The 25,583-nt window shown below is 43.0% G+C and carries 19 protein-coding genes; 7 read left to right on the top strand and 12 right to left on the bottom strand.

Features of this window, described 5'->3' with window-relative positions; translation table 11 throughout:
* Nucleotides 1–120 precede the first annotated feature (120 nt).
* The 5 genes from J2X69_RS17695 to J2X69_RS17675 form a co-directional block, all read right to left on the bottom strand.
* Nucleotides 121–924, bottom strand: coding sequence for a DUF1080 domain-containing protein (locus J2X69_RS17695; protein ID WP_310106313.1), 804 nt, complete (start codon nt 922–924; stop codon nt 121–123).
* A 156-nt stretch (nt 925–1,080) separates the two neighbouring features.
* On the bottom strand, nt 1,081–1,986 hold the full coding sequence (locus J2X69_RS17690) for a diacylglycerol kinase family protein (protein ID WP_310106310.1): 906 nt from the start codon (nt 1,984–1,986) through the stop codon (nt 1,081–1,083).
* An 18-nt stretch (nt 1,987–2,004) separates the two neighbouring features.
* Nucleotides 2,005–2,970, bottom strand: coding sequence for an App1 family protein (locus J2X69_RS17685; RefSeq protein ID WP_310106307.1), 966 nt, complete (start codon nt 2,968–2,970; stop codon nt 2,005–2,007).
* A gap of 105 nt (nt 2,971–3,075) precedes the next feature.
* A complete protein-coding gene (locus J2X69_RS17680) occupies nt 3,076–4,128 on the bottom strand; it encodes a M42 family metallopeptidase (protein ID WP_310106305.1) in 1,053 nt (350 codons plus the stop codon).
* Between the two features lie 137 nt (nt 4,129–4,265).
* Nucleotides 4,266–6,149 carry an amidophosphoribosyltransferase gene (locus J2X69_RS17675; RefSeq protein WP_310106300.1) on the bottom strand — a complete coding sequence of 628 codons (1,884 nt, stop codon included), beginning with the start codon at nt 6,147–6,149 and terminating at the stop codon, nt 4,266–4,268.
* A 444-nt stretch (nt 6,150–6,593) separates the two neighbouring features.
* Between J2X69_RS17675 and J2X69_RS17670 the strand changes: the two genes are divergently transcribed.
* Nucleotides 6,594–8,003, top strand: coding sequence for a sigma-54 dependent transcriptional regulator (locus tag J2X69_RS17670; protein WP_310106297.1), 1,410 nt, complete (start codon nt 6,594–6,596; stop codon nt 8,001–8,003).
* Here the strand turns inward: J2X69_RS17670 and J2X69_RS17665 are convergent.
* Together J2X69_RS17665 and J2X69_RS17660 are read right to left on the bottom strand one after the other, a co-directional pair.
* Entirely contained in the window at nt 8,000–10,513 is a 2,514-nt protein-coding gene (locus J2X69_RS17665; protein ID WP_310106294.1) for an ATP-binding protein, read from the bottom strand. The genes J2X69_RS17670 and J2X69_RS17665 overlap by 4 nt on opposite strands.
* A 48-nt stretch (nt 10,514–10,561) precedes the next feature.
* A complete protein-coding gene (locus J2X69_RS17660; RefSeq protein ID WP_310106291.1) occupies nt 10,562–11,104 on the bottom strand; it encodes a DsrE family protein in 543 nt (180 codons plus the stop codon).
* A 270-nt stretch (nt 11,105–11,374) separates the two neighbouring features.
* Here J2X69_RS17660 and J2X69_RS17655 point away from each other — a divergent pair, with 270 nt between their 5' ends.
* Complete coding sequence (locus tag J2X69_RS17655; protein ID WP_310106288.1) at nt 11,375–11,842, top strand: GAF domain-containing protein; 468 nt, start codon at nt 11,375–11,377, stop codon at nt 11,840–11,842.
* Nucleotides 11,843–12,110: 268 nt separating this feature from the next.
* On the opposite strand, the gene J2X69_RS17650 is transcribed toward J2X69_RS17655, so the two are convergent.
* A complete protein-coding gene (locus J2X69_RS17650; protein ID WP_310106285.1) occupies nt 12,111–12,797 on the bottom strand; it encodes a helix-turn-helix transcriptional regulator in 687 nt (228 codons plus the stop codon).
* 69 nt (nt 12,798–12,866) lie between these two features.
* Here J2X69_RS17650 and J2X69_RS17645 point away from each other — a divergent pair, with 69 nt between their 5' ends.
* From J2X69_RS17645 to J2X69_RS17635, 3 genes are all read left to right on the top strand, one after another.
* Nucleotides 12,867–13,211, top strand: coding sequence for an antibiotic biosynthesis monooxygenase (locus J2X69_RS17645; protein ID WP_310106280.1), 345 nt, complete (start codon nt 12,867–12,869; stop codon nt 13,209–13,211).
* A gap of 9 nt (nt 13,212–13,220) precedes the next feature.
* Nucleotides 13,221–13,616, top strand: coding sequence for an amino acid-binding ACT domain-containing protein (locus J2X69_RS17640; protein WP_310106277.1), 396 nt, complete (start codon nt 13,221–13,223; stop codon nt 13,614–13,616).
* Nucleotides 13,617–13,683: 67 nt separating this feature from the next.
* The gene (locus tag J2X69_RS17635) at nt 13,684–14,154 is read left to right on the top strand and encodes a DinB family protein (RefSeq protein WP_310106276.1); all 471 of its coding nucleotides are present in this window, start codon (nt 13,684–13,686) and stop codon (nt 14,152–14,154) included.
* 571 nt (nt 14,155–14,725) lie between these two features.
* Here the strand turns inward: J2X69_RS17635 and J2X69_RS17630 are convergent.
* The 4 genes from J2X69_RS17630 to J2X69_RS17615 all read right to left on the bottom strand — a co-directional run bounded on the left by J2X69_RS17630 (nt 14,726) and on the right by J2X69_RS17615 (nt 22,484).
* Entirely contained in the window at nt 14,726–15,886 is a 1,161-nt protein-coding gene (locus J2X69_RS17630; protein ID WP_310106273.1) for an efflux RND transporter periplasmic adaptor subunit, read from the bottom strand.
* A complete protein-coding gene (locus J2X69_RS17625; protein WP_310106270.1) occupies nt 15,886–20,208 on the bottom strand; it encodes a CusA/CzcA family heavy metal efflux RND transporter in 4,323 nt (1,440 codons plus the stop codon). The genes J2X69_RS17630 and J2X69_RS17625 overlap by 1 nt, the downstream gene beginning before the upstream one ends.
* A 231-nt stretch (nt 20,209–20,439) precedes the next feature.
* The gene (locus tag J2X69_RS17620) at nt 20,440–21,819 is read right to left on the bottom strand and encodes an ATP-binding protein (protein ID WP_310106267.1); all 1,380 of its coding nucleotides are present in this window, start codon (nt 21,817–21,819) and stop codon (nt 20,440–20,442) included.
* Entirely contained in the window at nt 21,816–22,484 is a 669-nt protein-coding gene (locus J2X69_RS17615) for a response regulator transcription factor (RefSeq protein WP_310106265.1), read from the bottom strand. Before J2X69_RS17615 ends, J2X69_RS17620 begins: the two co-directional genes overlap by 4 nt.
* 622 nt (nt 22,485–23,106) lie before the next feature.
* Between J2X69_RS17615 and J2X69_RS17610 the strand changes: the two genes are divergently transcribed.
* Both J2X69_RS17610 and J2X69_RS17605 read left to right on the top strand, forming a co-directional pair.
* Nucleotides 23,107–25,254: a cation:proton antiporter gene (locus J2X69_RS17610; RefSeq protein WP_310106262.1), complete on the top strand. Its 2,148-nt coding sequence runs from the start codon at nt 23,107–23,109 to the stop codon at nt 25,252–25,254.
* 23 nt (nt 25,255–25,277) lie between these two features.
* Nucleotides 25,278–25,568, top strand: coding sequence for a hypothetical protein (locus J2X69_RS17605; protein ID WP_310106259.1), 291 nt, complete (start codon nt 25,278–25,280; stop codon nt 25,566–25,568).
* The last annotated feature ends 15 nt before the right edge of the window (nt 25,569–25,583 follow it).

The following is a 25,583-nucleotide window of genomic DNA, read 5'->3' as shown; positions in this document are numbered from 1 at the left end:
GGAAGTTCAGCGGCAATAGAAGTATCAAGAGCCTAACTCATACAATCACTGTTCTAAATTCTTGACTCTAGAGTCTTGGTTCTGAAATCTTGATACTTATGTCCTACTACCAGCTACTACTTATAGCTCTTTAATCTTCAAATTCTTAAAAATCACTCCCTGTCCTTCGCTTTGCAGCCCAATGTATCCCTCAGTCAGGGGCGTTCCATCCACCTTGTATTTAGGGTCAAAATTGGCAGCTACTCCTCCACCGATTTGCGGTTTGGTATACTGTAAAACCGTATCTCCATTCACTAAGTGAATGACGAGGGAATCGCCGTACACGATCAGATCGGCTTTTACCCATTCATCCCATTTGAAAGTTGGAGAAGTAGAATTGATGCAGTGACGAGGATCTTTCACTCCCTCGAAAAACACATCCGTGCCTGGGGAACACATATTTCCCGTAGGTCTAGCCACACCTTCTTCTTCCTCAGCCAGCATCTGCCATTCTACAGAGATAGGCCAATCCTGCTCCTTCAAGATCGTCTCCGGAGCCTGAGAGTGAAACATCACGCCACTATTTCTATACGTATAACTAGCAGCATCTTCCAACCACTGGTCGGTAAATCTGTACTCCCATGTCATATGGAAAGCCGAAAAAGGCTTCTCATAAAACAAATGCCCATAACGGTCATTGAAACCCTCATTGTAATCGTCGTAGTTTACGGCTATCGTACCATCGACTACACGGAATGTATTCCGGTAATTTTCACCGGTTTCATGATGATAAATTTTAGGAATCCAGTTGTCCAAATTTTCACCGTTAAACATCTCAATCCATTGAGTTGTTGGTTCATCTGCGACTTGGCTTTCTTTTTTCTCAGAACTGCAAGAAATCAATGTGCTTCCCATTAGGAATGCTATAAATGCTTTTTTAAACATGGAATTAAAAATTGATGTAAAAAGATCAATGTAAATTATGAATATCCGCAACGATGCCTGTCCCTCGTTTTACCTCAAGGGTGGCATAGAAGCGGATTTACATAAGGTAAGTTAAGGAATTCTTGTGTTTAAAAAGCGAGTTTTGGACAAGCGAACTCAATCCGGGGAAGTGTGGCAAGTAGTAAAGGATTTACCAACCAAAAATCGAAACGCATGTTTTTCAATTTTTGCAGTGATGGACTCAATTGGCTCCATTATTTCTCCATCAATCTGAAATTCTGCTCCTTCCAAATTATCAAGTTGGCATTCCTCCACAACCCAAGTCTGAACTCCCTCCACTTGGTCTAAATTACCCCTGATAAACGCCATGGTCATCCGGACATAATCCTCGGCGGTTTCGGGATTGAACGCAATAATCTCAAATTTGCCATCGTCCATGACTCCTTTACAATTCACGATTGCTCCTGTGCCGTATCGATCACCGTTGGCAATTACGATCATTTTAGCTTTTATCTTAACTGACTCTTCTGCAATTTTCAGCCGGAAATTCATCGCCTCTGTACCGAAAATCTCTGAAAGGGAATTTTTCACATAGCCGAGCATTCCCCGGGATTCCTCTTGTTCAAATTTCTGAACCAGATTGGCATTAATCCCAAAGTCTGCCAAATGCAGGCATAGCTCATTATTGATGTGAATCGCATCGATAGGGTGGATATCATAATCCCGAACGGACTCCCAGGAATCCGTCAGATCATTGATTCCCATACATTTTGCCAACCCATTAGCCGAACCCAGCGGCAAGACACACATGGGAACAGCCACCTCTTTAAGGCATTTGGCTACTAATTTGACAGTACCATCTCCACCACCAATCAAAACTAAATCAGGACTGAATTGCTTGTATTTTGTGAGGATTTTATCCTCGTCATTTTCCCCTGTAGTCTCCCATAGTTTCACCCTGAAATTAGGCAATCTCGTTTCGGCCATCTCTAGAAGTTCGATACCGCTTATAGAGTCGTTCCCCGAGATAGGGTTGTAAATCAGCAGACACTTTTTAGCCATTTGAGCGGAGGTTGCAAACTAAGTGATGATTGATACCTTTTCTACTATCTCTATTGCCTCATCAGACGATTCGATGAAATGAAAGTGATCAAACCCATGAAGTTTTTTGAGTTCACTTATTCTAGAAGGATTCAATTGTCCTACCACTCTTATAAAAACGTCCTTTACCCTCCCCGGATAATCCCGAATGACTTGGGCATATATCTCTGGATCGTGCTGCCCACTGTCTCCGATCAAATAAAACTGCATCTCCGGAAACATCTCCATCAGCAGCTCTATTTTCTCCAATTTATGAGAATGGTCTCCTCCTCCTGATTTCCATATGTTCCTGAGATTTATATGCTTATCCTTAAGCAAAATAGGTCCATCAGGAATGTGCCTGTAACGTAGAAAATCTTTGATAAGATCATACAACGACCAATCACTGCTGGAAACATAGAATATAGGCAAAGCCTTATCCTCTGTAATCTTCCTATAGAATCTTGACACTCCGGGCAAAGGTCTTCTCGTGTAGGCATTCTTGGAGATAGATAACCAAAATTTCTTTCCGATCTCCGTGGAATGTGAGATGATTATAGTATCATCAATATCCGAAATCACCCCCCTATTCCCCGAATACCTTGTCACATTCATATAGGCGAGAAGGGATTTTTTTGTCGCGGGCTCCAAGACCTGAAAAGTAACCTGCTCCACCTCTCCTGTTTTGGGTTGGGAATCCCCGATCTGTAACTCAAATACCCCATCCTCATCGGTAGACACCACGTAGCTTTTTCCCTGAAAAGTGATTTCCACCTTAGCCAGAGGAACAGATGATCCGGAATACCTTTTCACTGCTGCGACAATATTGGAGAGCCAATTATTACGGGAAGATGGTCTTTTCTGTGTATAAACCTTGATTACTCTTCCTTTGAAAAAAACATCTGTTTCGTTTCCAAAGGCTAAAAAAGGTTCCACTTTGATTTTATCCTTTTTACTGATACTCATCAAACAATCTAATAGTTGGTATACCAGTAGTAACGCAAAAATCACGCAGATAGTAATGAGTACATTTCTCATTTAACAAGAATTAGATCGCCAATACCACATCACTCAATGCTTCCAGTCATATCCGTCAATCTGCTCAAGACAATTCTTCAGCAATGAAATTGAATCGGCAATATCTTTCTTATGGGCCATTTCTATCACCTGATGTAGATGTCTGGTGGGGATAGAAATCGCTCCTGCTATCGCGCCCTGCTTACCCATACGCTGTACTCCGGCCGTATCTGTACCGCCGGCTACCAAAATCTCCGGCTGCCAAGTGATCTGGGATTTATCGGCAGTCTGCTTCATGAAATCCACCATCCTGTAATCACATATTGTCATAGCATCCATGATTTTGATGGCTGTACCTTTACCTAGTTCCGTTACTTTCTCATGAGCCTGTGCCCCCGGCACGTCAAACGCTATCGTAGTGTCCAAAGCAATACCGAAATCCGGATTAATTCCGTGTGCAGCTACATTCGCACCACGAAGCCCGACTTCTTCCTGCACAGTAAAGGTCGCATAGACATCATAAGCCGGATTTTCGAGTTGTTTCAGCGTCTCGATCAGGATAAATACAGCCACCCTGTTGTCTATTGATTTGCAATTCACACAATCTCCCATTTCGATCAACTCCCGATCCCGGGTTACCGGATCCCCTATTGTAATGTGCTTTTCCACTTCCTCCTTGCTCATTCCCAAGTCGATGAAAAAGTCCGTAGTCTTCGGAAGCTTAGTCTTCTCCTCTGCCGACATCACATGGATAGGCTTACTTCCCATCACCCCTACAAGGTCTTTTTTACCATGTACTATCACACGCTGAGCAGTAAGTGTCTTAGGATCAAAACCGCCCAAAGTATGAAACCTTAAAAATCCATTATCATCAATATGCGTAACAATAAACCCGATCTCATCCATATGGGCAGCGACCATCACCCGCTTCCCGTCAGGATTTCTCTTGCCTTTTTTGACGGCAATCACATTACCTATATTATCTATTTTGATTTCATCCGCCAGTGGAGTCACCAAATCAACTACGAGATCACGAACTCTTTTCTCAAAACCGGGTGCTCCGGCGATTTCACAGATTTCTTTTAAAAGGGCTACGTTTATGTCCATTTTCTTTTTTTTAATTGGGTGAAATTAATAATTAGAAAAGTCCTGAATGTAAAAAGGCACAAAGAATAACTTCCAAGTGCCTTTTTATTGAATTTTTGAGCCTTAAAAGGAGTATGGAATCATACTCCAAAAGGGCGTTAATATGCTCTGACAGTCTTGCCTTCCATGAAATTGACAAATGATTTATTTACCACCCGCATCCCGCCCGTGGTAGGGTAATTCCCTGTAAAATACCAATCACCCAGATGATCCGGACAACATTTATGTAGGCTGTCCACTGTCTGGTAGATCACCTTTACTTCAGCTTTTATATCTTCATTGGTAACAATCTCAGAGATCTTATCGGATATTTCATCGTCGGTGAACGAGCTGTATACTCCTTTCACAAAATTCTCTGTAGAATATGGATGTTCCACGCAAGACTCATACACCTCATCCAATACGTTATCGATCTTTCTTTCTTTGATCAATGCCAAAGCAGCTCTGAAAGCAATGAATTCCTTCATCTTGGACATATCAATGCCATAACAATCCGGAAATCTAATCTGAGGAGCTGAAGAAACGATGATAATCCGCTTGGGATTTAGCTTATCGAGTGTGGTCAGAATACTTTTCTCAAGCGTGGTACCTCTGACAATACTATCATCTATCACTACCAAAGTATCTATTCCAGACTTGATCACCTCATAGGTAGTGTCGTACACATTGGCCACTATCGTATCACGGTCTTCGTCATTGGTAATGAACGTACGCAATTTCACATCCTTGCTTACAAGTTTCTCAACCCTCGGACGGAAATTCAGCAATTCATCCAAATCGCCCATGTGCGGCTTGCCATCCACAAACACTTCTCTTCTTTTTGCTGCCAAATAATCCTCTAGGCCTTCGATCATGCCCAAAAACGCCGTCTCTGCTGTGTTTGGAATGTAGGAGAATACCGTATTCTTCAGATCAAAATCAATCGCCTTCAAAATCTGCGGTATCAACGCTTTGCCGAGATTTTTTCGCTCTTGATAGATATTGGGGTCAGTTCCTCTAGAGAAATAAATCCGCTCAAATGAACATGATTTTTTCTCCCTTGCAGGCATTATTTCAGATTCTGCATAAGAACCATCCTTATTGATGACCAACGCATGCCCAGGCTGAATCTCTTTGATGGAATTAAAATTAATATCGAATGCAGATTTAATAGCCGGCTTTTCAGAAGCGACTACTATCACCTCATCATCGGCATAATAATATGCAGGACGAATACCGGAAGGATCTCTAACTACGAAAGCGGACCCGTTGCCTACAATACCGGCCATCGCATAGCCACCGTCAAAATCCCTACATGACCTTCTTAGGATTCTGGCCATATCCAACTCATTTTCGATCACATGGGTGATCTGCTCATTGGAAAACTGGTGCTTGTATTTGTCAAAAATACGTTGGTTCTCTTCATCGAGAAAATGACCGATTTTCTCCATCACCGTGACAGTATCGGTTTTTTCCTTCGGGTGTTGCCCCAGCTGCACCAGCTTATCAAAAAGCTCCTCCACATTGGTCATATTGAAGTTACCCGCCATTACCAGGTTACGGCTTCTCCAATTGTTTTGCTTTAGGAAAGGGTGACAAGTCTCTATGGAGTTTTCGCCATGTGTCCCGTATCTCAGGTGTCCCAGCCAAACTTCCCCCGTGAAAGCAATATTCTCCTTCAGCCAATTTCCATCAGAAAGAGCATCATGCCCTCCGATTTTCTTGGCTTTCTTGTATTTTCTGTTGATTTTGTCAAAGATATAATTGACTGCTGAAGGCTCTATTGACCTATATCTACTGATATATCGAGTCCCTGGCTTGGTGTCTATTTTGACGTTGGCGACACCTGCACCATCCTGACCTCTATTGATTTGTTTTTGCATCAGGACATAGAGCCGATTAGAGGCAAAAGCTGCTGTCCCATATTTATCAATGTAATACTGGGCAGGTTTTCGCAATCTAATCATTGCTATGCCGCATTCGTGTTTGATAGCGTCACTCATAGAGTCTGGCAAATGTTATTTTGAAGAATCAAAGGTAATTGTTTTTTGAAGATATATTCGGCAAAATAAGTTCTCTTTGCCTCCTATAAATTTGGCAATCCGATCTTAATTTGATCTATCTCAAATTCACCTCCAACCAATCCATGCTTAGTTATTAGTACAATTTGGCCGGTCATTCCACAGGTGCAGTCGGTGATTTTCCTTCAAATCATTGCTATCTCTTCCCAATCGTAGTTGGCACAATGATAGCGGCTTGAAATGTAGTGTCGGAATCCTCTTAACCAATCAATGGATTCCCTTTAACCCCGACTCCTACGGCTTGAATAATTTTTTATTATTTATGGCCGAAAGCTCAATATTAGTTGCTCAATCACCTAAGTAAAAATGCATCGGACACTTGTCTGGTGCTTTTTTTGTTAATTAGCCTTATAAAGAAAGTTATTCATGAAGCATATATTATTAGTTGAGGATGACCTGACCTATTCAAGAATCGTTAAAACCTTTCTTGAGAAAAATGGTTTTACTGTCCAGACGGCCGTCAAAGTAAAAGAAGCACAGCAATTTTTTAGCAACTCAAAATTTGATTTGATCATTGCGGATTTCAGGCTTCCTGATGGTACAGGGATGGAACTACTTCAATGGTCAAAAAGCAACTATCCACACACTCAGGTGATCCTGATCACCCATTACTCGGATATACGGATTGCGATCAAAGCCATGAAGCTGGGAGCTTTTGAATACATCACTAAGCCTATCAATCCTGATGAGCTTTTGGCCACCGTCAAGGAGTCTCTTTCTGCCAAAATAACGGAACACGCTCCGGCAGCCTCTTCCGAAGTCGGAACATCCTCTGCAGCGCCTAAGAAAAACTTCAAAAGCAGCTATGTGGTAGGTAGCTCTACAGAAGCGGAAAAACTGGAAAAACACATCCAACTCGTCGCTCCCACAGACTTGAGCGTGCTTGTTCTTGGAGAAACAGGCACCGGTAAAGAATTTATTTCCAGAAGAATCCATGATTTATCCACACGAAAAGACGGCCCATTTATCGCGATAGATTGTGGAGCTTTACCCAAAGAACTAGCCGGCAGCGAACTCTTTGGTCATGTAAAAGGAGCATTTACAGGAGCTCTGGAAAATAAAACCGGCCACTTCGAAATGGCAAATGGCGGCACAATATTTCTGGATGAAATCGGAAACTTAAGCTACGAAGTTCAAATACAGCTTCTCCGGGCAATTCAGGAAAGAACAATTCGCAAAATCGGGGGAAATAAGGAAATTCAAATCGATGTAAGGATTATTGCTGCTACGAATGACAACTTATTGATACAGGCAGGTGATGGTCATTTCCGTGAAGATCTGTACCATAGATTAAATGAATTTACGCTGAGTGCTATTCCTCTTCGAAGCAGAAAAGAAGATTTGGAAGATTTTGCAGATCAGTTCCTCGAAGAAAGTAATGAGAGACTTGGAAAAAATGTAAAAGGATTTTCTCCGGAAGTATGGGAGATATTCCTTGCTTACGATTGGCCCGGCAATTTGCGGGAATTGAGAAATATAATCAAGCGCGCAGTTTTACTTTCTTCTGAGTTTCATGTAGAAAAAGAAGCATTGCCTGCGGATTTGTATGAACCTTCGGCCGGCATAGTGGGAACTAAGGGAAATATAAATTCAACTTCCCGTACACCCGACCTGCCTTCTCCGAAAGATTATAAATCGCAATGGGTGGAACAGGAAAAAGAATTGATTCAAAAAGTCCTGATGGACACCAAATTCAACAAGTCCAAAACAGCCCGAATCCTAAATATGGATCGCAAGACGCTGTATAGTAAGATGGAGAAATACGGATTGGACTAATTTGTTACGTTTGCAGTTTTTTCGATGGTCTCGGTAAGTGCTGTCAGCAAGATGCGGATCTCCTCATCCAGCTGGTTCAGTGTATTGCCGAGACCATTTTTATTCCCTATTTTCAGACTGTTTTCCACTTTTCTGGCGATATGCCCGGCTGAGCTTTTGATTTGCCCAAGACGGCTCCCAAGCTGATGACAAATCTCCAAGATTTGGTCAAAGTCATCGTTCATGCGGGCTTTTTTCATTTTTTCAAGATCTTTTCGGGTTTCGGATATCAATTCCCTAACGATATCCTGAAGCAATAATTCATCCCCCATACAGAACCTAGCCAAGTCCTTCAGCTGAAATAATTCGCTCTCAGTTTCGCTTATTGTCTGAGTTACCGGCGTGTCTTTCACTATATGGTTTGGAAAAAATTTACCTAGGCATTCAATCAATACACGTTCTTGGAAGGGTTTAAAAATAATCTCTGTAAAACCGCTTTCCATCATTTTTTCCCGTTCTTCCACGAAGACATTTGCAGTCATTGCCAGAATCGGCATATCCATGTACATGTCTATAGACCGTAATTTTTTCACCACATCAAAACCTGAAAACTCCGGCATCTGTATATCCAAAATAGCCAGATCAAAATCAATAGCCACAAACTCATCCCGAAAGTTGGTTCCTCCTGTATAAGCAATAATAGAAGCCCCAAAGTAGCTTAGAATAGTCTCCAAATACCTGATCCCAACTTTATCATCATCTACAAGTAGTATTTTCACCCCCGAAAGATCAAGGGAAACAATTTCATCCGGGTTGAATTCTACCACCTGAGCTTCTGTCGCTGTCATGGGCAAACTCACCAGCATTGTAGTCCCCTCATGCTCTACACTAGACGCAGTAATCTCGCCATCCATCAAGGACACTAAGCGTTGCACAATCGCCAATCCAAGCCCGGTACCACCATATTTTCTAGAAATCGAAGTGTCTGCCTGATCAAATTCCCTGAAAACTTTCTCTAACACCTCCGCAGACATTCCTATACCCGTGTCCTTTATTTCCACAGTTAGCACACCTTTACCCCACCCCACATTTACCCGGATTGAGCCTTCAGAAGTAAACTTGAATGCATTACTCAGCAGGTTGTTCAGTATTTGCTTAAGTCTTAGCTGGTCCCCGATCAGCCATCTGTTTTCCGGAAGATCCAAGAACCATTCAAAACCTATCTTCTTCTCTGCAGCCTGTAATTCGAAGAAATTCTGGAGGGAGGAAAAAAGTGATTCCGGATCAAAGGGACGTGCTTCTAACTTTAATTTACCTGCTTCCAATTTGGAGAAGTCCAGCACCTCATCTACTATTTCCATTAGTGTATCCGATGCAAAACCTATCATCCTCAGGTGAGATTGCTGACTGGAATCCAGTTCCGACTTCTCCAGTACCGACCTGTATCCCTGAATCACGTGGAGCGGATTTCGAATCTCATGACTCATATTGGCTAAAAACTCCTGTTTGGATCTCGCCAATTGCTCGGACTTCAGCCTGGAAGCCTCAAGGTTCTCCTGATATTTCTTTGTGACTTTGATTTCCTTCAAAATCGAATAAACCATGATCGCCGCACCTATTACAGCCAAGATTACAATCATAATCAAGAAATACGTCATGTCATATGTCAGCTTATATGCCGAATCATTCTGACTGTTTGATTTCTCCAATGCCCTCTGTTGCAGTGTACTTACCAGATTTTGAATGGTACTGATAACCTTACTTTGGCTAATAGAAATATCAGCTTCCATTTTAGCCAGTCTCTGTCTCTGAAAAGACTCTTCCCTATTCACTCTGTTGATTACTCCCTTGATATTGTAGAGTACACTGTCCAATGTCTGACTTGGTGGTAAATTGGGATCCCGGAGATTCTGTTTTTGCAAATCCCGTAGATAAGCAATAGACCTATCATCTTCCTTGGCTATGATAGCCTGATTGGTCTTGGCTTCTTTACGCAAAGTAATTTCCTGCTCCAGTTCATTGAAAAGGTAATCTTTCGGGTTGATCTTGCCAATAGGGCGTAGCTCCAACGTAGCAGCACGCCTGCGGATTCCCAACTCTACTTTGTTTAGCGCTTCTTGGGTAAAATTCTTGTTGACTAAGTTTGTCTTTACATCGTACAGGTTGACATAGCCAATAATAAGCGTATCCAGATTGGTTTGTATACTATGTATATAAGTGCTCTCAAGAGAATCCTCGGCAAGGGAACCTAATTCCTGCAGCTTATTCTTGAGAGAAATCACACTTGAGTCCTGTACTCTGAAATCCGCGTCTATCCCGGAATGGTCCAGTTGGGTGATCTGAATAATCTCGGATTGAAGTTCATTCAGGAGATTGAGTTTCTGATTTGGCTCAGCTAGCTCCTTCATCGTAGCAAGGAGTCTATTCTGGGTATAGTAGGTCAATCCAGCCATCCCGATCAGGAAAATAGCGGCTATGAAAAAGCCGGTAACGACTTTCCCTGCGGTACTGGAACTTGGGGATTTTCTCATCTTCAAAAACACATTACCCCGGGAACCAATAATTATTCCAAGTGGGGATTAAAACTTCATGACAGTGTAGCCTTTCGGAACATACGTAGTCACAGTAGTCAAAGCCGAAAGTGCCACATGCACGCCGGGATATAAATCACCTTTTTTCAAATCTCTGGCATGTAGGGATTGCCCACAAACCAGCACCTCTACACCCGCAGCTTCCAATGCCTCATACACCGGAAGATTCGGGTTGTCTATACTGAAACGTTTATTGTACTCCTTATTGTTCAGCAAAGTAAAGATCGCCCCGCCATGAACCACTACTTTCACGTGCATGCGTTCAGCAGGGACTCCTGCCAAACCGTGAAGATTCATCATTCTGGCTACATTGTCGACCCAGCGGCTAATCTCAGTGTTTTCTGCACCACCGGTAGACATATCCACTAAGATATGATATTCCAGACTGCCATCAGGTCTCTCTGTTGCGTCAGGAACTTCATAAATTCCCCCAAACCCTTTTACTAAAGGAAATTGGGTAGTTTGGGCAAAAGTAAACCGGGCAGCAAAAAGCGCAAAACAAAAGATAGACGAGGCTAAGAAACGATTCATAGGTTCATGATTAGGCTGAAAATGTAAGGAAAATATTGGGGAGAAGGGAGAGTTTTAGTCAAATAGTAGTTGAATAGCCCTTAAAAACAGGAAGGAGAATACACGATATCTGTATAGAAGAATCCAAGTAAAGATAACCGTGCGGTGGAGACTGTCTCCTTCTCCTTAATAACGAATAACAGTGTGCAGTTCTGCTGCTGAAGAAGCACAAAAAGCTATCTTTGAAAACTGAAACCGATTGATAAAACCATTATATATTCAATTGCACCCATGAACAATACAGACTTCATCGTCAATTCCATCAGAAATACATCCGGAGAACCCAACTGGCAAGAATTGCTGGAAACCATTATTTCAGCCTTTGATTGCACTACAGGGACTATCCACACACTTGATCCTACCACCAATCTATTGGTACTCAAATCCCAAAAAGGAATACCTGACTTCCTATTGCCGAAAATGTCTTCCATTCCTATCGGTAAGGGAATGGCAGGAATTGCAGCTGAGCGGAAGGCACCTGTAGAAATGTGCAATCTGCAGACCGATGATTCCGGTGTAGCACGTCCGGCAGCAAAAGAAACCAAAGTGGAAGGATCCATCGCCGTTCCCATGATGCTGGAAGGGGAATTGTATGGAACCTTGGGCATCGCCAAGTCGGAACCCTATGACTTCACCAAGTCAGAAAGTGATGCATTGTTAGCTATAGGCGAGGAAATTGTCAGAAGCATTAGCCAGTAGTCTATCACTATAATTTATTCGATAGGAAATGGCGCAAGTCTTCAGACTTGTGCCTTGTTAACTGCAGTCTCCTGACTGCCAACATTGGGTCATAAAACAGTCAAAGTGTATACAAAGAGTTTTTTTTGAGGAGGCAGGCTTGAACCGGCTAAGTGCTAAGTGCTGCTTCAGGAAAAGCAGTACAACGAACAACGATAAACTAGCCGTGCCCTCTGTGAAAACCTCTGCGCACTTTGTGGTTAAAAAACCGGAAATGGCGCAGTATTCATTATAAATCGATACCCAGCAACTCATAAAGTTCCTGACGCCCCTTGGCAGTAACAATCAACTCTCTTGAAAAATCCACTCGTTTAAACCACTGTCTATGAATTACTTTTTCCAAAAAAACCGAACCTAGCCGGCCTGCTAAATGAGGTCTCCGTTCAGACCAATCAAGACATTGACGGGTCAATGGGCGACGGCTATTCTTAAACTCTTTTTGTACAATATCAAATTGACCAAACCACTTCCAGCCCTTTTCTGTGACAAAATACTCTTTTTCACATTTCACTAAATACCCTTTCGCTTCCATTGCTTCTACAATGGAGACTCCTACATAGCCTGCCAAATGGTCGTAACATGTTCTGCAATAGTTGACCCCATTCCTTAAAACCTGCCTGCTACGCTTCTGGGACATCTGATCACTTGCAAGGTTTGCCAATGCCTCAATAGCATAAGCCACTTCCGGAGTCGAGAACGAAAAGTACCTATGCCTTCCTTGAACTTCAACCTTGATGATGTCAGCTTCAAGCAACTTTGACAAATGATTGCTTGCCGAAGTAGCCGATACATCTGCAGCTATTGCCAATTCGCTTGCTGTATATGCCCTTCCGTCAAGCAAATTCCAAAGCATTTTTGCTCTTACAGGCTCACATATCAAAGCAGAAATTGCTACAAATGTTTCTTCAACCTCCATACTTCAGTATAAAATGAAATGTAAAAGTAGGCATTGCCCTAAATTTGGACAATCATTAAAACAAGAAATATGGTAGCAGTACTATTTGAAGCATTGCCTTCCGAAGGGAAATGGGATGAGTATCTTGACATCGCAGCCGGACTACGGCCGGAATTAAGCAAAATAAAAGGCTTCATTTCTATTGAAAGATTTCAGAGTATAACCAACCCTGAAAAGGTGTTGTCATTGTCGTTTTGGAAAGACGAAGAAAGTATAAAGCAATGGCGAACCATTGAATTGCACAGAACGGCTCAAAAAAAAGGCAGAAGTTTAATTTTCAGCGATTATAGACTTAGGGTAGCGAGTGTACAGAGGGATTACGGAATGATGGACAGAGAGCAGGCTCCCGGTGACAGTACAGTATTTCACAAGTAAAACGTACTAATGAAGGATTTAGAAATTACTATAGAAAACAAAGCAGGCACATTAGCCCTTCTGGGTGAGACATTAGGAAAACATAGCATCAGCCTTGAAGGCGGTGGTGTTTTCGGTAATGGCGAACACTCAATTGCACATTTTCTAGTGGAAGAAGCAGATAGAGCAAAAGAAGTTTTAGCTCAAGTCGGAATCACCGTCACAAAAATAAATGACGTAATCGTTCAAAAGTTACAACAAGATGTACCCGGGCAATTAGGCACATTTTGCAGAGAACTAGCAAATGCCCATGTAAACATCTTGACACAATACAGCGACCATTCAAATCAATTGATCGTAGTGGTTGATAATTACGAGAAAGCGAAGGAAATATCTGACAAATGGATGCAAGTCTGGTGGAGCTAATTCCAGTGCAGTATAACCCAACTACTTTAATCAAAGAAAAGGCAAAAGCAAAAGCAGCATATAATCAATGAATTCAATTGAACTAATTTTACTAAACTTCTCCGAAATCAGAAGACGGAGCATAAAATTATGGAACGGAATTCCAGATGAATACCTGAATTGGAAACCTGACGAAAAAGCGTTTACAGTTATCGAGATGATAAGACATGTATTGGAAGGTGAGCACCTCTTCCATAGAATTGTAGAACTCCGAGGGAATTTAGGGGATTACCAATCACCCTGGGTCGAATTAAAATACTCGGATTTGAAAAACGAGCTGGAATTTTCCGGGAAATACTGGGTGGAATTCCTGGGTATGATAAATGGACTGAACGAATCTGATTTAGAGAATATAACAATTGAGAGAAAAGAAGTAGGACAAAACAAAAAGCTCGGAGATTACCTGAACCGAATCGCTTATCACGAAGCTGTTCACACGGGACAAATGTTGGGTTATTTACGAACAATCGGAATTGAACTACCCAACATATGGGATTGATGGTATAAAATTCCGTACGGAGCAAATGGGAATGACTAAAGCTGATATGGTAAAATATCTTGGCAGCCGGAGTAGAGTATGTGAGATTCTTAACAGAAAGAAAAGCTTAACTCTGGGGATGATCAAATCACTCTACAAAGGATTAAAAATACCGGCAGAGGTGTTATTAGCCTGATTGACTAACAAATCCATCCGTATGCGCCGCCATTCGTATCTTTTTCCGCCGCCGTTCGTGTCTTCAATCTTCCGCCGTCGTTCGTGTCTCCACGAACGACTTCTTACTTATAAAACAGCAATCGGGAGACGGCATTGTGTTGGATCCAAGTCAGGAGACCTGCCTGAAGAGAGGCAGGACTGAACTGGCTAAGTGCTAAGCAGTACAACGAACAACGATAAACTAGTCGTGCCCTCTGTGAAAACCTCTGCGCACTTTGTGGTTAAATACTGGAAATGACGCAAGTCTTGCTAAGTGCAGCTTCTGGAGAAGCAGCACAGCGATAAGAGCGGCAATAAAAATAAGCTTTCGCCGTCGTTCGTGTCACCACGAACGACTCTCAGCAATTAAAACAACCTAAGGCAGCAGATTAAAGCCCCCATGGGTTAAGATTACGGAATTCTCGTCCAAAGCTTCATTTGGCATGAGCTCTATCATCCCATCACTTTCCAACCCCGTTTGTACCGAGACTTTCTCCAATTTGAACCCAGTCTCGGCTTTTTCCCGCTGCACCAACACATAGCTTTCACCTTCCGATACTACCACTGAAGTTACCGGGACTATCCAAGCCTCTTTCGGGTCTTTGATCAGTTTGGCTTCCAAAAACATCCCCGGAACAAGCATCTCCCCCTCTTCTTCATTCTGCATATGTGCATGTACATTGATCTGACGCTCATTATTGATCGACTGACCTATTACAAACACCTCAGCCGCAAACGTTCTTCCGGGCAGATCAGGAATGGAGACCTGCACTTTCTGTCCCTTGTGGATATTCGCTGCGTCCTTCTCGAATATCACCAACTCAATATGCAAGTGTTCCTTGCTAATGATAGTCATAGCCTTCCCTCCAACTGCCAAAAACGATCCCTGCACCAAGTGAATTCCATCTACAAAACCCGCAATGGGCGACAGCACAGGAACTTTTGACCGAATATTTTCCGGCTTTAACTGATCTGCATTGATATTGATCATCGCCAACTGACGCTTCAAACTCTCTGCCTTGGCCTTGGTCCCCTGATAATCGGCCTCTGCTTTCAGGTAGACTTTTTGTGCGGAAATCTGTTCCCCATACAAAGTCTTCTGACGCTCAAATTCAGCCTTCAAGTAACTCAACTGGCTACTTGTCTCCAAGAAATCCTGCTGTAGCCGGATGAAATCAGGATTTTCTAAGTAAAAAAGCACTTCACCCTTCCGTACCGGCTCACCTTCCAGTTTGTTTAGCCCACTTACATATCCTCCAAAGAAAGCTGAAATCTCCTGAATCCCCTCCACAGGAACTTTCACCATCCCCTGCACGGACAAGCCTTCCGAGAATTCCTCCAGCTTTGGACTTCCCCAAGTCATCTTCATCGTTTCAAACTGCTTATGGGAAACCTTCATAAAAGAACCTGAGGATGTTCCTTCCTCCACTTCTACGCCATCACTTTCAGGACTGTCTGATCCCTTGCATTGAAAAAACAACAGACAGCCTGCCAAAAGTGAGACGTTAAGGATTGATTTTATACGGGAAATCTTCATCAGTTTAGAAGGTAGTTGATGTCCAAAATAGTTTGTTGATAGGCAAATTTGCTCTGCAGGTATTGTAGCGTGATCGTCCTGGAATTCTCCATCAGTTGCACGTACTGGAGAAAATCAATTTCTCCTTCCTGATAGGATCTTCGGGCCTGTTCGAGGATTTGAATCGAAAGCGTTTTGCCCTCTGCTTCATAATAATTTATGACCCGGATATTCTGATCCAGCTGCCGACGCAATTGCCGGGCACGACTTCCCAGCTGATTTCGATAATACTCTGCTTCAAGCTGGATTTTTTGCTGCTGATATTCGCTTGTTTTGATATGGGACTTTTGTGCTCCGAAGAAAAGAGGAACCGCTATTCCCGCCTGAAATCCCGGGTAAACCTTCGCATTTGCTCCTGGATTAGTCCCGCGAAATACATCCACCTTGATATCCGGGAGGAGTTTTCTCTTTTCCGCCTGAATCTGATATTCAGACTGACTGACAGCATTTTCATAATATTCCACACCGGGATGCGCTGACCAATCTTCCGGCAAAGAAGAGTCCAATGAAATATCTTCCTCCGCAAGCATGAGTTCTCCTTCCCAATTCAGCAATAATTTCAGTTGATCAAGAGCTATCAGGTAGTTTTCGTTGGCCTCACTACTCTTGAGACTGATTTCCTGACGTTTGCCTTCGGCTGTGAGTTTTTCCAGGTAATTACTTTCCCCTGTTTCAAATTTTCTCGAAGCCGCCCGGGTAAATTCTGTATAGAGTGAATCGAGATATCCATAGTTCCCTATCAGTTCCTGCCAATATTTTACTTCAATAAAGCTTTTGCTGATCTGTCCCTCCAGCGCTCTCTTTTGCAGTTCAAACTGACTGAGTTGCATTGCTGCCCCGGCTTGCAAAACATTTTTCTGTGCTCCATAAAGTGTAGGAAAGGCAAAACTTTGGCTCAGTCCCCATACCCTATTATAGATTCCGTTTTCGGCGATGTCATTTTTGTCTTCCGCATAATAAATATTCGTCTTGTCAGGATTCCAGCCTTGGCCAATTGTGGCATTGGCCATCTCAAGCGACTTGTCGGCTGCCTTTATTGTGAGATTTCTCTCCAATCCCAGCTCCACAGCCTGCTCCAATGTAAGCGGAGACTCCTGTGCCTGCACAGCAAAAGTGCACATTGAGATCAACACCAAGGAGACAGAGATCTTCTTGCCAATTGAAGACGGGCCTGATTTACTCTTAAACAAAACATACAATACCGGAAGCACGATCAAGGTCAGGAAAGTGGCGGAAATCAATCCTCCCACTACTACCGTAGCAAGTGGTCGCTGCACTTCCGCTCCAGCTGAATTAGAGATTGCCATAGGCAAAAAGCCCAATGCGGCGGCTGAAGCAGTAAGCAATACAGGTCTCAAGCGCTCTTTTGCTCCTTTTATCACTAAGTCTTTGATGTTGGTGTAATGGGACTCCATAGATTTGAAATGCTCGATCAATACGATACCGTTCAGCACGGCTATGCCGAAAAGCGCAATGAATCCCACTCCCGCAGAAATACTGAATGGCATGCCCCTAGCCCACAGCAGCACGATCCCTCCTATTGCCGAAAGTGGAATCGCGGAGTAAATCATCAGTGCATCACGGGTAGAGGAAAATGCAAAATAAAGCAGCACGAAAATCAGAAATAAGGCGATCGGAACGGCGACCATCAGCCTGTTTCTGGCCTTTTGGAGATTCTCAAACTGCCCTCCATAATCTACTCTATAGCCTTCGGGAAGATCAATTTGGCTAGCGATGATTCCCTGAATATCATCGACCACAGACTGTAAATCACGATTTCTCACATTCACCCCGATCACTACTCTTCGGTTGGTATTGTCACGGGAGATCTTTGCAGGTCCTTTGGTATAGCTGATTGTTGCCAACTCCGAAAGCGGTACTGAGCCTCCGTTGGGGAGCTGAATCGAGGCCTGCTCCAGATGTCTGATATCCTTGCGGAAAGGCTCCGCAAATCTCACCACCAAATCAAATTGCTTCTCACCTTCGAAGACCGTTCCTGCAGTCATTCCGGCAAAGCCCATCGTCACCACCTCATTCAGATCAGAAATATTCAATCCGAACTTGGCAATTTTGCTCCGGTTGTACTCAATTTTCATCTGCGGCAAACCGTCCACTTTTTCTAACACAATATCCGCTGCACCTTCCACTCCACGGATTGCCGCTTCGATTTCCTGGGCTGTTTTCAGCAGCACATCTAAGTCCTCACCGAATACCTTTATTGCCAAATCGGCACGCACACCCGTAATCAGTTCATTGAATCGCATTTCTATCGGTTGGGTAAATTCATATTCCATCCCGGGAATGACTTCCAGTGCTTCCTTGAATTTATCTGCAAGCTCATCCTTGGTTTCGACGGTGGTCCACTCCGAGCGGGGTTTCAGCGTTACGATCACATCACTTTCCTCCATGGACATGGGATCTGTGGGGATCTCGGCAGCACCGATTCGGGTTACTACCTGGTTTACTTCCGGGAATTCTTTTAGGATTTTCTCTATCTCCGTGACAGTTGCCACTGTGTTGGTAAGTGTAGTACCCGTTTTCAAAAAAGGCTGAATCACAAAATCCCCCTCATCCAGCGTGGGCACAAACTCGGATCCCATGGTAGAGAAAATCAGGATCGCCCCACCCAACAACCCAAAAGCTGAAATCAGCACAGCTCTGGTATGATCCAAAGCCCAGGTAATCGCCGGTCCGTAAATCTTGTTCAGCCCATTGATGATTCTGGTGGAAATATTTTTTGGCCCCGGAGGAGTGGTCTTGAGAAAAAGTGCTGAAACTACCGGGACGTAGGTCAATCCCAGAATCATTGCCCCGATCAAGGCAAAGGAAAATACTTCAGCCATAGGGCGAAACATCTTTCCCTCAACACCTGTCAGGGATAAAATCGGGATAAAAACAATGATGATAATAAGCTGTCCAAAAATTGCCGAGTGCATCATTTTGGACGCTCCGGTAAAAGAAATTTCATCCTTCTTAGCCTGTCTTTGAGACTTGGACAATCCTGCCAACTGATGATCAGTTCTGGTGAATTGGAAGGCAATGAATTCTACAATAATCACCGCTCCATCGATGATGATCCCAAAATCAATGGCTCCCAAACTCATCAGATTGGCATCGACTCCAAAGATGTACATCATGGAGAGCGCAAAAAGCAAACTCAGTGGAATCACTGAGGCCACCACCAATCCCGACCGTAAGTTCCCCAGGAGTAACACCACCACAAAAACCACGATCAGGCAACCCAAAATCAGGTTTTCGGCAATCGTGAAGGTTGTTTTACCAATCAATTCAGATCTGTCCAGAAATCCGTTGATGACAATCCCTTCCGGAAGGGAAGTTTTCATCTCTTCCAATCGCTCCTTCACCCGGTCTATCGTTCCTTTGGAATCGGCTCCTTTCAGCATCATCACCTGTCCCAGCACTTTTTCACCTTCGCCGTTTGCGGTGATCGCCCCAAATCTATTTGCATGCCCAAAGCCTACTTCAGCAATATCACGAACATAAACAGGAGCTCCATTTCTTACTTCTACGACTATATTCCCAATATCCTCCAAGCTGGTTACCAATCCCTCTCCACGGATAAAAAAGCTTTCGTTAGTCTTTTCTATATATCCTCCGCCTGCAATGGAATTATTCTTTTCCAAGGCGTGATATACCTCAGCAATATCAATTTGCATCCCCTTCAGTCGCTCCGGATTGATGGCTACCTCATATTGCTTCAGAAAACCACCCCAAGTATTCACTTCCACTACACCTTCTATTCCCGAAAGCTGTCTCCTGACTACCCAATCCTGAATAGTGCGCAGATCAGTAATGTCATAGTTGCTTTCATAGCCCGGCTTTACATCGATCACATACTGAAAGATCTCTCCCAGACCGGTGGAAATCGGCCCCATTACGGGCGAACCGAATCCTGCGGGGATTCTTTCTTCGGCTATTTTGATGCGCTCCGCTATTAACTGCCGTGGAAGATAGGTCCCCATTTTATCTTCAAAAACAATCGTAACTACCGAAAGCCCAAATTTGGAAACAGAGCGGATTTCGATCACCCCGGGGAGATTCGCCATTTCCAGTTCTACCGGATAAGTCAGGTATTTTTCCACATCTTCCGTTGCGAGATTTCTGGAAGTGGTGATCACCTGCACTTGGTTGGTGGTGACGTCAGGCACAGCGCCTATAGGCAGATTGCCCAAAGCAAAAAAACCAAAACCTATCCAGGCTGCAATAAAAATGAAGATGATCAGCTTATGGGCAATACTCCATTGTATAATTCTATCTAACATGCGAGAGGTAGTAATTGAATATGATTTCCCTCATTCATCCCAGTAGTTCTACCTTCTTTGTTTAAGCAGACGGAAGACCGATGACAGGTGACCGAAGTAGCCTCATCACTAAGGTTTAGCAAAACTTACGACGCTTTAATCTTTTAACCGGCAATTGAGAGGAAATACAAATTGAATTACAAAATTGGCCCAAAGCCTTCTCATCGCCTGAAAAACTCCCTTAAGATTGTCTTAAATCTCAGTGCTAAAAATCAATCGAAATGTACTCCCTTTACCTTTTTCACTTTCTACCTCCACCCGGATTCCGGATTCCGTCGCGAGTTTCTTCACGATAGCAAGTCCAAGTCCGGTACCCTGAATAGGGTTTCCAGATTCATTAGCCTCTCTATAAAATGGATCAAAAATTTTACCCAATGCTTCGCCGGATATTCCCTTTCCCTCATCTCTGACCGATAGGTAAGGTAATCCTTCACGCATCCCTACCCTAAACTGGATTTTGGTAGCCGGAGGAGAGTATTTGATGGCGTTTTGGGTGAGGTTAGTCAATATCATCTGAAGGGACTTCTCATTGGTAAGCGTAAAAAGCGGCGTGGACAGGTTGGCCTCCACTACAATTTCCCTACCCGAATCCAATCTTGCCTGCTGCACAAAATCCTTCGTAAAAGAAACCAACTCCACTTCTTCCCGGCTCATTTTTCCTTTACCCACTCTTGCCAGGGAAAGTAACTGATCAATCATCTCTGACATACGGTCTATACTCCCCAAGGACATTTTGATCTTTTCCACATACTCCTCCGAAGTTCTCGGCTTACGTATTAAGACTTCGAGCGTGCCCCGCAATACAGCCAGTGGAGTTCTCAGCTCATGGGAGGCATCAGAGGTGAACTGCTTCTCCCGGGTCAACGCCTGCTCCAACCGGGCCAGCAGCTCATTAATCGAGCGGGTGAGCTGGGCGATTTCATCGTTTGGATCGGCTACCGGAATCCGTTCATTGAGGTTTCTTTGGGAGATCAGGTTGGTTTTCTGAATAATCTTCTGAATAGGCTGAATACTTTGGCCTGCCAAATACCGCATTGCCAAAAACAAGGATATAAGAATTCCCGGATAGAGAATCATCAAGATATTCCTCAGATTGGTCAGCAGTTCTCTGGCATCTTCAAATGACTTCGCTACCAGCATATATCCCTCTTGCTTTCCGGCATGATTCAGCGGAATCTGCATTTGGCGCACTTCTCTGTCGCCGGCCTTCAGTGTCCAGGCCTCGTTGTTTTCTCCCCGTCCGGGATAAAAACTCAAGTGATGCTCTCCAAGGTTTGGGGACCTATCCATGGAATTCCCCTGCATATCCACGATTTCTATAAAGATAGGATTGAGCTGGATCTGGCTATGCTCCTGCTCTTGCCACTCATCCTTATGCACAAATCTTATTTCCCCATGTACCAAAAAAATCTGCCCCACATGCTTATCAGTCTCCAGTTTCAGCTCCCGGTCTATGCTCTGAACCACCGTATAGTCCACCACCAGATAAATAATGGCAAACACTACCAGCACGATCAATGCCGTCACCAGTGTAAGCCTTCGCGCTATCCGTTCTTTGTACGAAACATTCATAGATCTTTGGCGATATAGCCTATTCCCCTCACCGTCTGTATGTAATCTTCATTGGTATTGAAGTTTAACTTTTTCCTGAGTGAATTCATGAAAACGTCAATCACCCCTGTATTATACTCAAAGTGTATATCCCAAACTTCCTCTATGATCTTGGTGCGGCGGCATACCTGATTCTTATTTTTCATCAGGTATTCCAACAGCGCAAACTCCTTTTGGGTTAGCTGAACTTCTTCCTCTCCCTTAAGTACCAGATGCCTGCCCGTGTAGAGGGTAATAGGCCCAAGAGTATATTTCTCTTCCGAAATATCCTTGGCCCGCAACTGCACCCGGATCCGCTCCAATAATTCTTCAAAGTGAAAAGGCTTTTTGATGTAATCATTTGCGCCGGACTGTAGTCCCGTGATTGTTTCTTCTACAGTGTCTTTTGCAGTAAGAAAAATGACCGGAGTACTCGGAAATTGCTTTCGGAAATCCATGCATAACTCCAATCCACTTATGACCGGAAGCATCCAATCCAGTAGCAAAAGATCATACACACCGCTAAGCGACATCTGAAGACCTGTTTGACCATTTTCAGCGATATCCACCTGATAGGATTCCTCTTCCAATCCTTGCTTTAAAAATCCGGAAATCCCCGGTTCATCTTCTACGACTAGAATTCGCATGATTGCTCTTTTTTAACCACAGAGAGCACAAAGGTCACGCAAAGGCCGCTGTTACGTTGCCTAACTGTAAAGAAAAGTTGTACATTTTTTCTCATTGCCCTAAAGGTCTCAGTTGTAATTGATTTTTGCTGCCCAAAAGTTAGCAATTCAATCCAAGTCCTATAATCCTAAAGCTTAAGATTCTCTTAAAGTTTTGTGGATGCTGATATGTTAACTGCCCGATTGAGGATTGAAAACATTCAAGCCAAGCGCTTAGATAAACGGGTCAGCAGAATGAACAATTGAATAATTGACAATTGAAGATAAAGGGAATTAAAAGATGACGCATATCTTTAACAAAAAGTAAGACTTCCCGTTGGAAAAGCAATATGAACTCATTTTTTCAGAAGGGAATGGACTAACTTGAGTGATAGATTAAGTAACAACACAAAAAATATTCGGAGATAAATAAATTACCTTCAACATCAACAGGCGTACATTCCCTTTAACCGGTCAATTGACCAGCTATTTAATTCTTCACCATGTGCATTGTAATGGCCAAGGTGATCAGCCTAAAACCCCATATCGCACAGGATAACCCTTGCTATCAAGGCCTGGAAACCCGATATAGAAACGAAAATAAATGATATTACTGAACATATTTGAGACAACCTTACCTCTGACTAATCCGGTATTGAAATTCCTTTTGATATTGGTGATAATCCTGTTTGCCCCAATAATTCTAAACAAAATAAAGATCCCTCATCTTCTCGGGCTGATTATAGCAGGCGCGGTCATTGGTCCAAATGGCATTAATCTCATGGTAAGGGACAGCAGTATCATCCTTTCAGGCACGGCCGGACTTCTATACATCATGTTCCTTGCAGGCTTGGAGATAGACTTAGCTGACTTTAAGAAAAACAGCAAGAAAAGCTTGGTATTTGGTTTGTTTACCTTCATTATCCCAATGATTCTGGGAACATTAGCAGGACTCTACGTCTTGGAATTCTCATTACCGACTTCTGTTTTATTGGCAAGTATGTTTGCCTCCCATACACTGATAGCATACCCATTAATAAGTAAAATGGGTGTGGCAAAAAACAAAGCGGTCAATATCACCGTCGGCGGCACTATGATCACGGACACATTGGCCCTGTTGGTTCTTGCAATAATCGTCGGAATGACTGCAGGAGAAGTAAACACCGAATTTTGGGTGAGGCTATCGACTTCCATTCTTGTGTTTGGCTTGATTGTAATGCTGCTTTTTCCGATAATCGGACGTTGGTTTTTCAAGCGGTTTGACGACAATGTTTCCCAGTACATTTTCGTGCTGGTAATGGTTTTCCTTGGTGCCGTTCTCGCAGAGATGGCAGGGATTGAGGCCATTATTGGAGCGTTCTTGGCGGGACTTGCTCTTAATAGGCTGATTCCCCATACCTCCCCATTGATGAATCGGATTGAATTTGTCGGGAATGCCATTTTTATCCCATTTTTTCTTATTGGTGTAGGGATGCTCATTGATTACCGCGCATTTTTCAAAGATATAGAAACAATCAAGGTTGCTTTTGTCATGATCGTGGTGGCCACCACGGCCAAATTCCTTGCGGCGTGGATCACTCAAAAAACCTACAAATTTTCAATTGACGAACGGAGGCTTATTTTCGGATTGAGCAACGCCCAGGCAGCAGCAACTTTGGCAGCGGTTTTGGTTGGTTACAATATCATCATCGGGGAAACAGAAACAGGAGATCCTATCCGTTTGCTAAACGAAAGTATCTTGAACGGCACGATTTTAATGATACTTTTCACTTGTACTATTGCCTCATTTGTAGCCCAAAAAGGAGCCAAAAACATTGCATTGTTGGAAAGTTCGGATACCGCCATTGAGGATGATGAAAATCAGGAAAAAATCTTAATCCCTATCAGTAACATTGAGACAACTGATGAATTGATAAATTTAGGGGTCACCATAAAATCAAAGAAAAACAAAGACGGACTTTATGCGCTCAGTATTGTGGACAATAATACAATGGATGGATCCGCCGACAAAAAAGCCAAGAAAATTTTAAGCAAAGCGGCTGTCACCGCTTCAGCAACAGACAATGTGCTGCACGAATTACTCCGGTACGACCTAAACATCGTGAACGGCATCACAAGTGTAGCCAAAGAGCATAAAATCACAGATATCATCTTGGGGCTTCATATCAACAAAGGCATTTCAGATTCCTTTTTGGGACATCTTACAGAGGGTATTTTGACAAAATGCAGGACTACCACATTGATTTATAAACCCGCCCAACCTTTCGGAACAATCAAAAGACATATCATCATCGTTCCCAAAAACGCGGAAAAAGAAATTGGCTTCCCATTCTGGATTATAAAAGTATGGAACATAGCGAGGAACTCAGGTGCCAAACTACTGTTCTATGCTACTAAGGAAACGCTGAAATTTATCCAGGAAATTCAATCGAAACATCCAATAGAATGTGAGTTTGTAGAATTCAATGATTGGGATGACTTCTTAATTCTTGCCCGGGACTTCCATCAAGATGACAATCTCATAATTGTACTTAGCAGAAAAGATAAGCCCTCATACCTTACTAATATGACAAAAATACCCTCGTATCTAAATAAATACTTTAAGAACACAAGTTACATTCTAATCTATCCTATGCAGGCAGGAGTAAAAAACACGTCCGAAATTGACCTCACAAACCCCACAATTATAGAACCGCTCGAAAAATTGGATGAAATAGGAAAAACGATTGCCAAAATGTTCAGACGAAAATAAGCCTGACAGTAAATACATTTCTAATGAGTGCAACTACTTCTCCGAAAGTAAAAAAAAGTACAATCGCCCTTATTTCGGTTGGATTATTAAATTTGGTACACGGCACGCTCCATGTAATTCAGTTCCTTCAGTCAATTATGCTGATTGCCTATTCTACTGAAAAACCGGATCACAGCTCCAACAGCATGCTGGACAACATGCTACACCATCCCATGCTGGCATTTTTATGGGCAATTATAGGCTTGTTGACATTTATAATTGGCGTAAAAGACTTTCTCCACCACCGAAAACATGGAAATAGTCACAAGCATTAACAATAATCCGAACTA

The organism is Algoriphagus sp. 4150 (assembly GCF_031457395.1).
Classification (GTDB): domain Bacteria; phylum Bacteroidota; class Bacteroidia; order Cytophagales; family Cyclobacteriaceae; genus Algoriphagus.
This window is presented reverse-complemented; position numbering and strand designations above follow the sequence as displayed.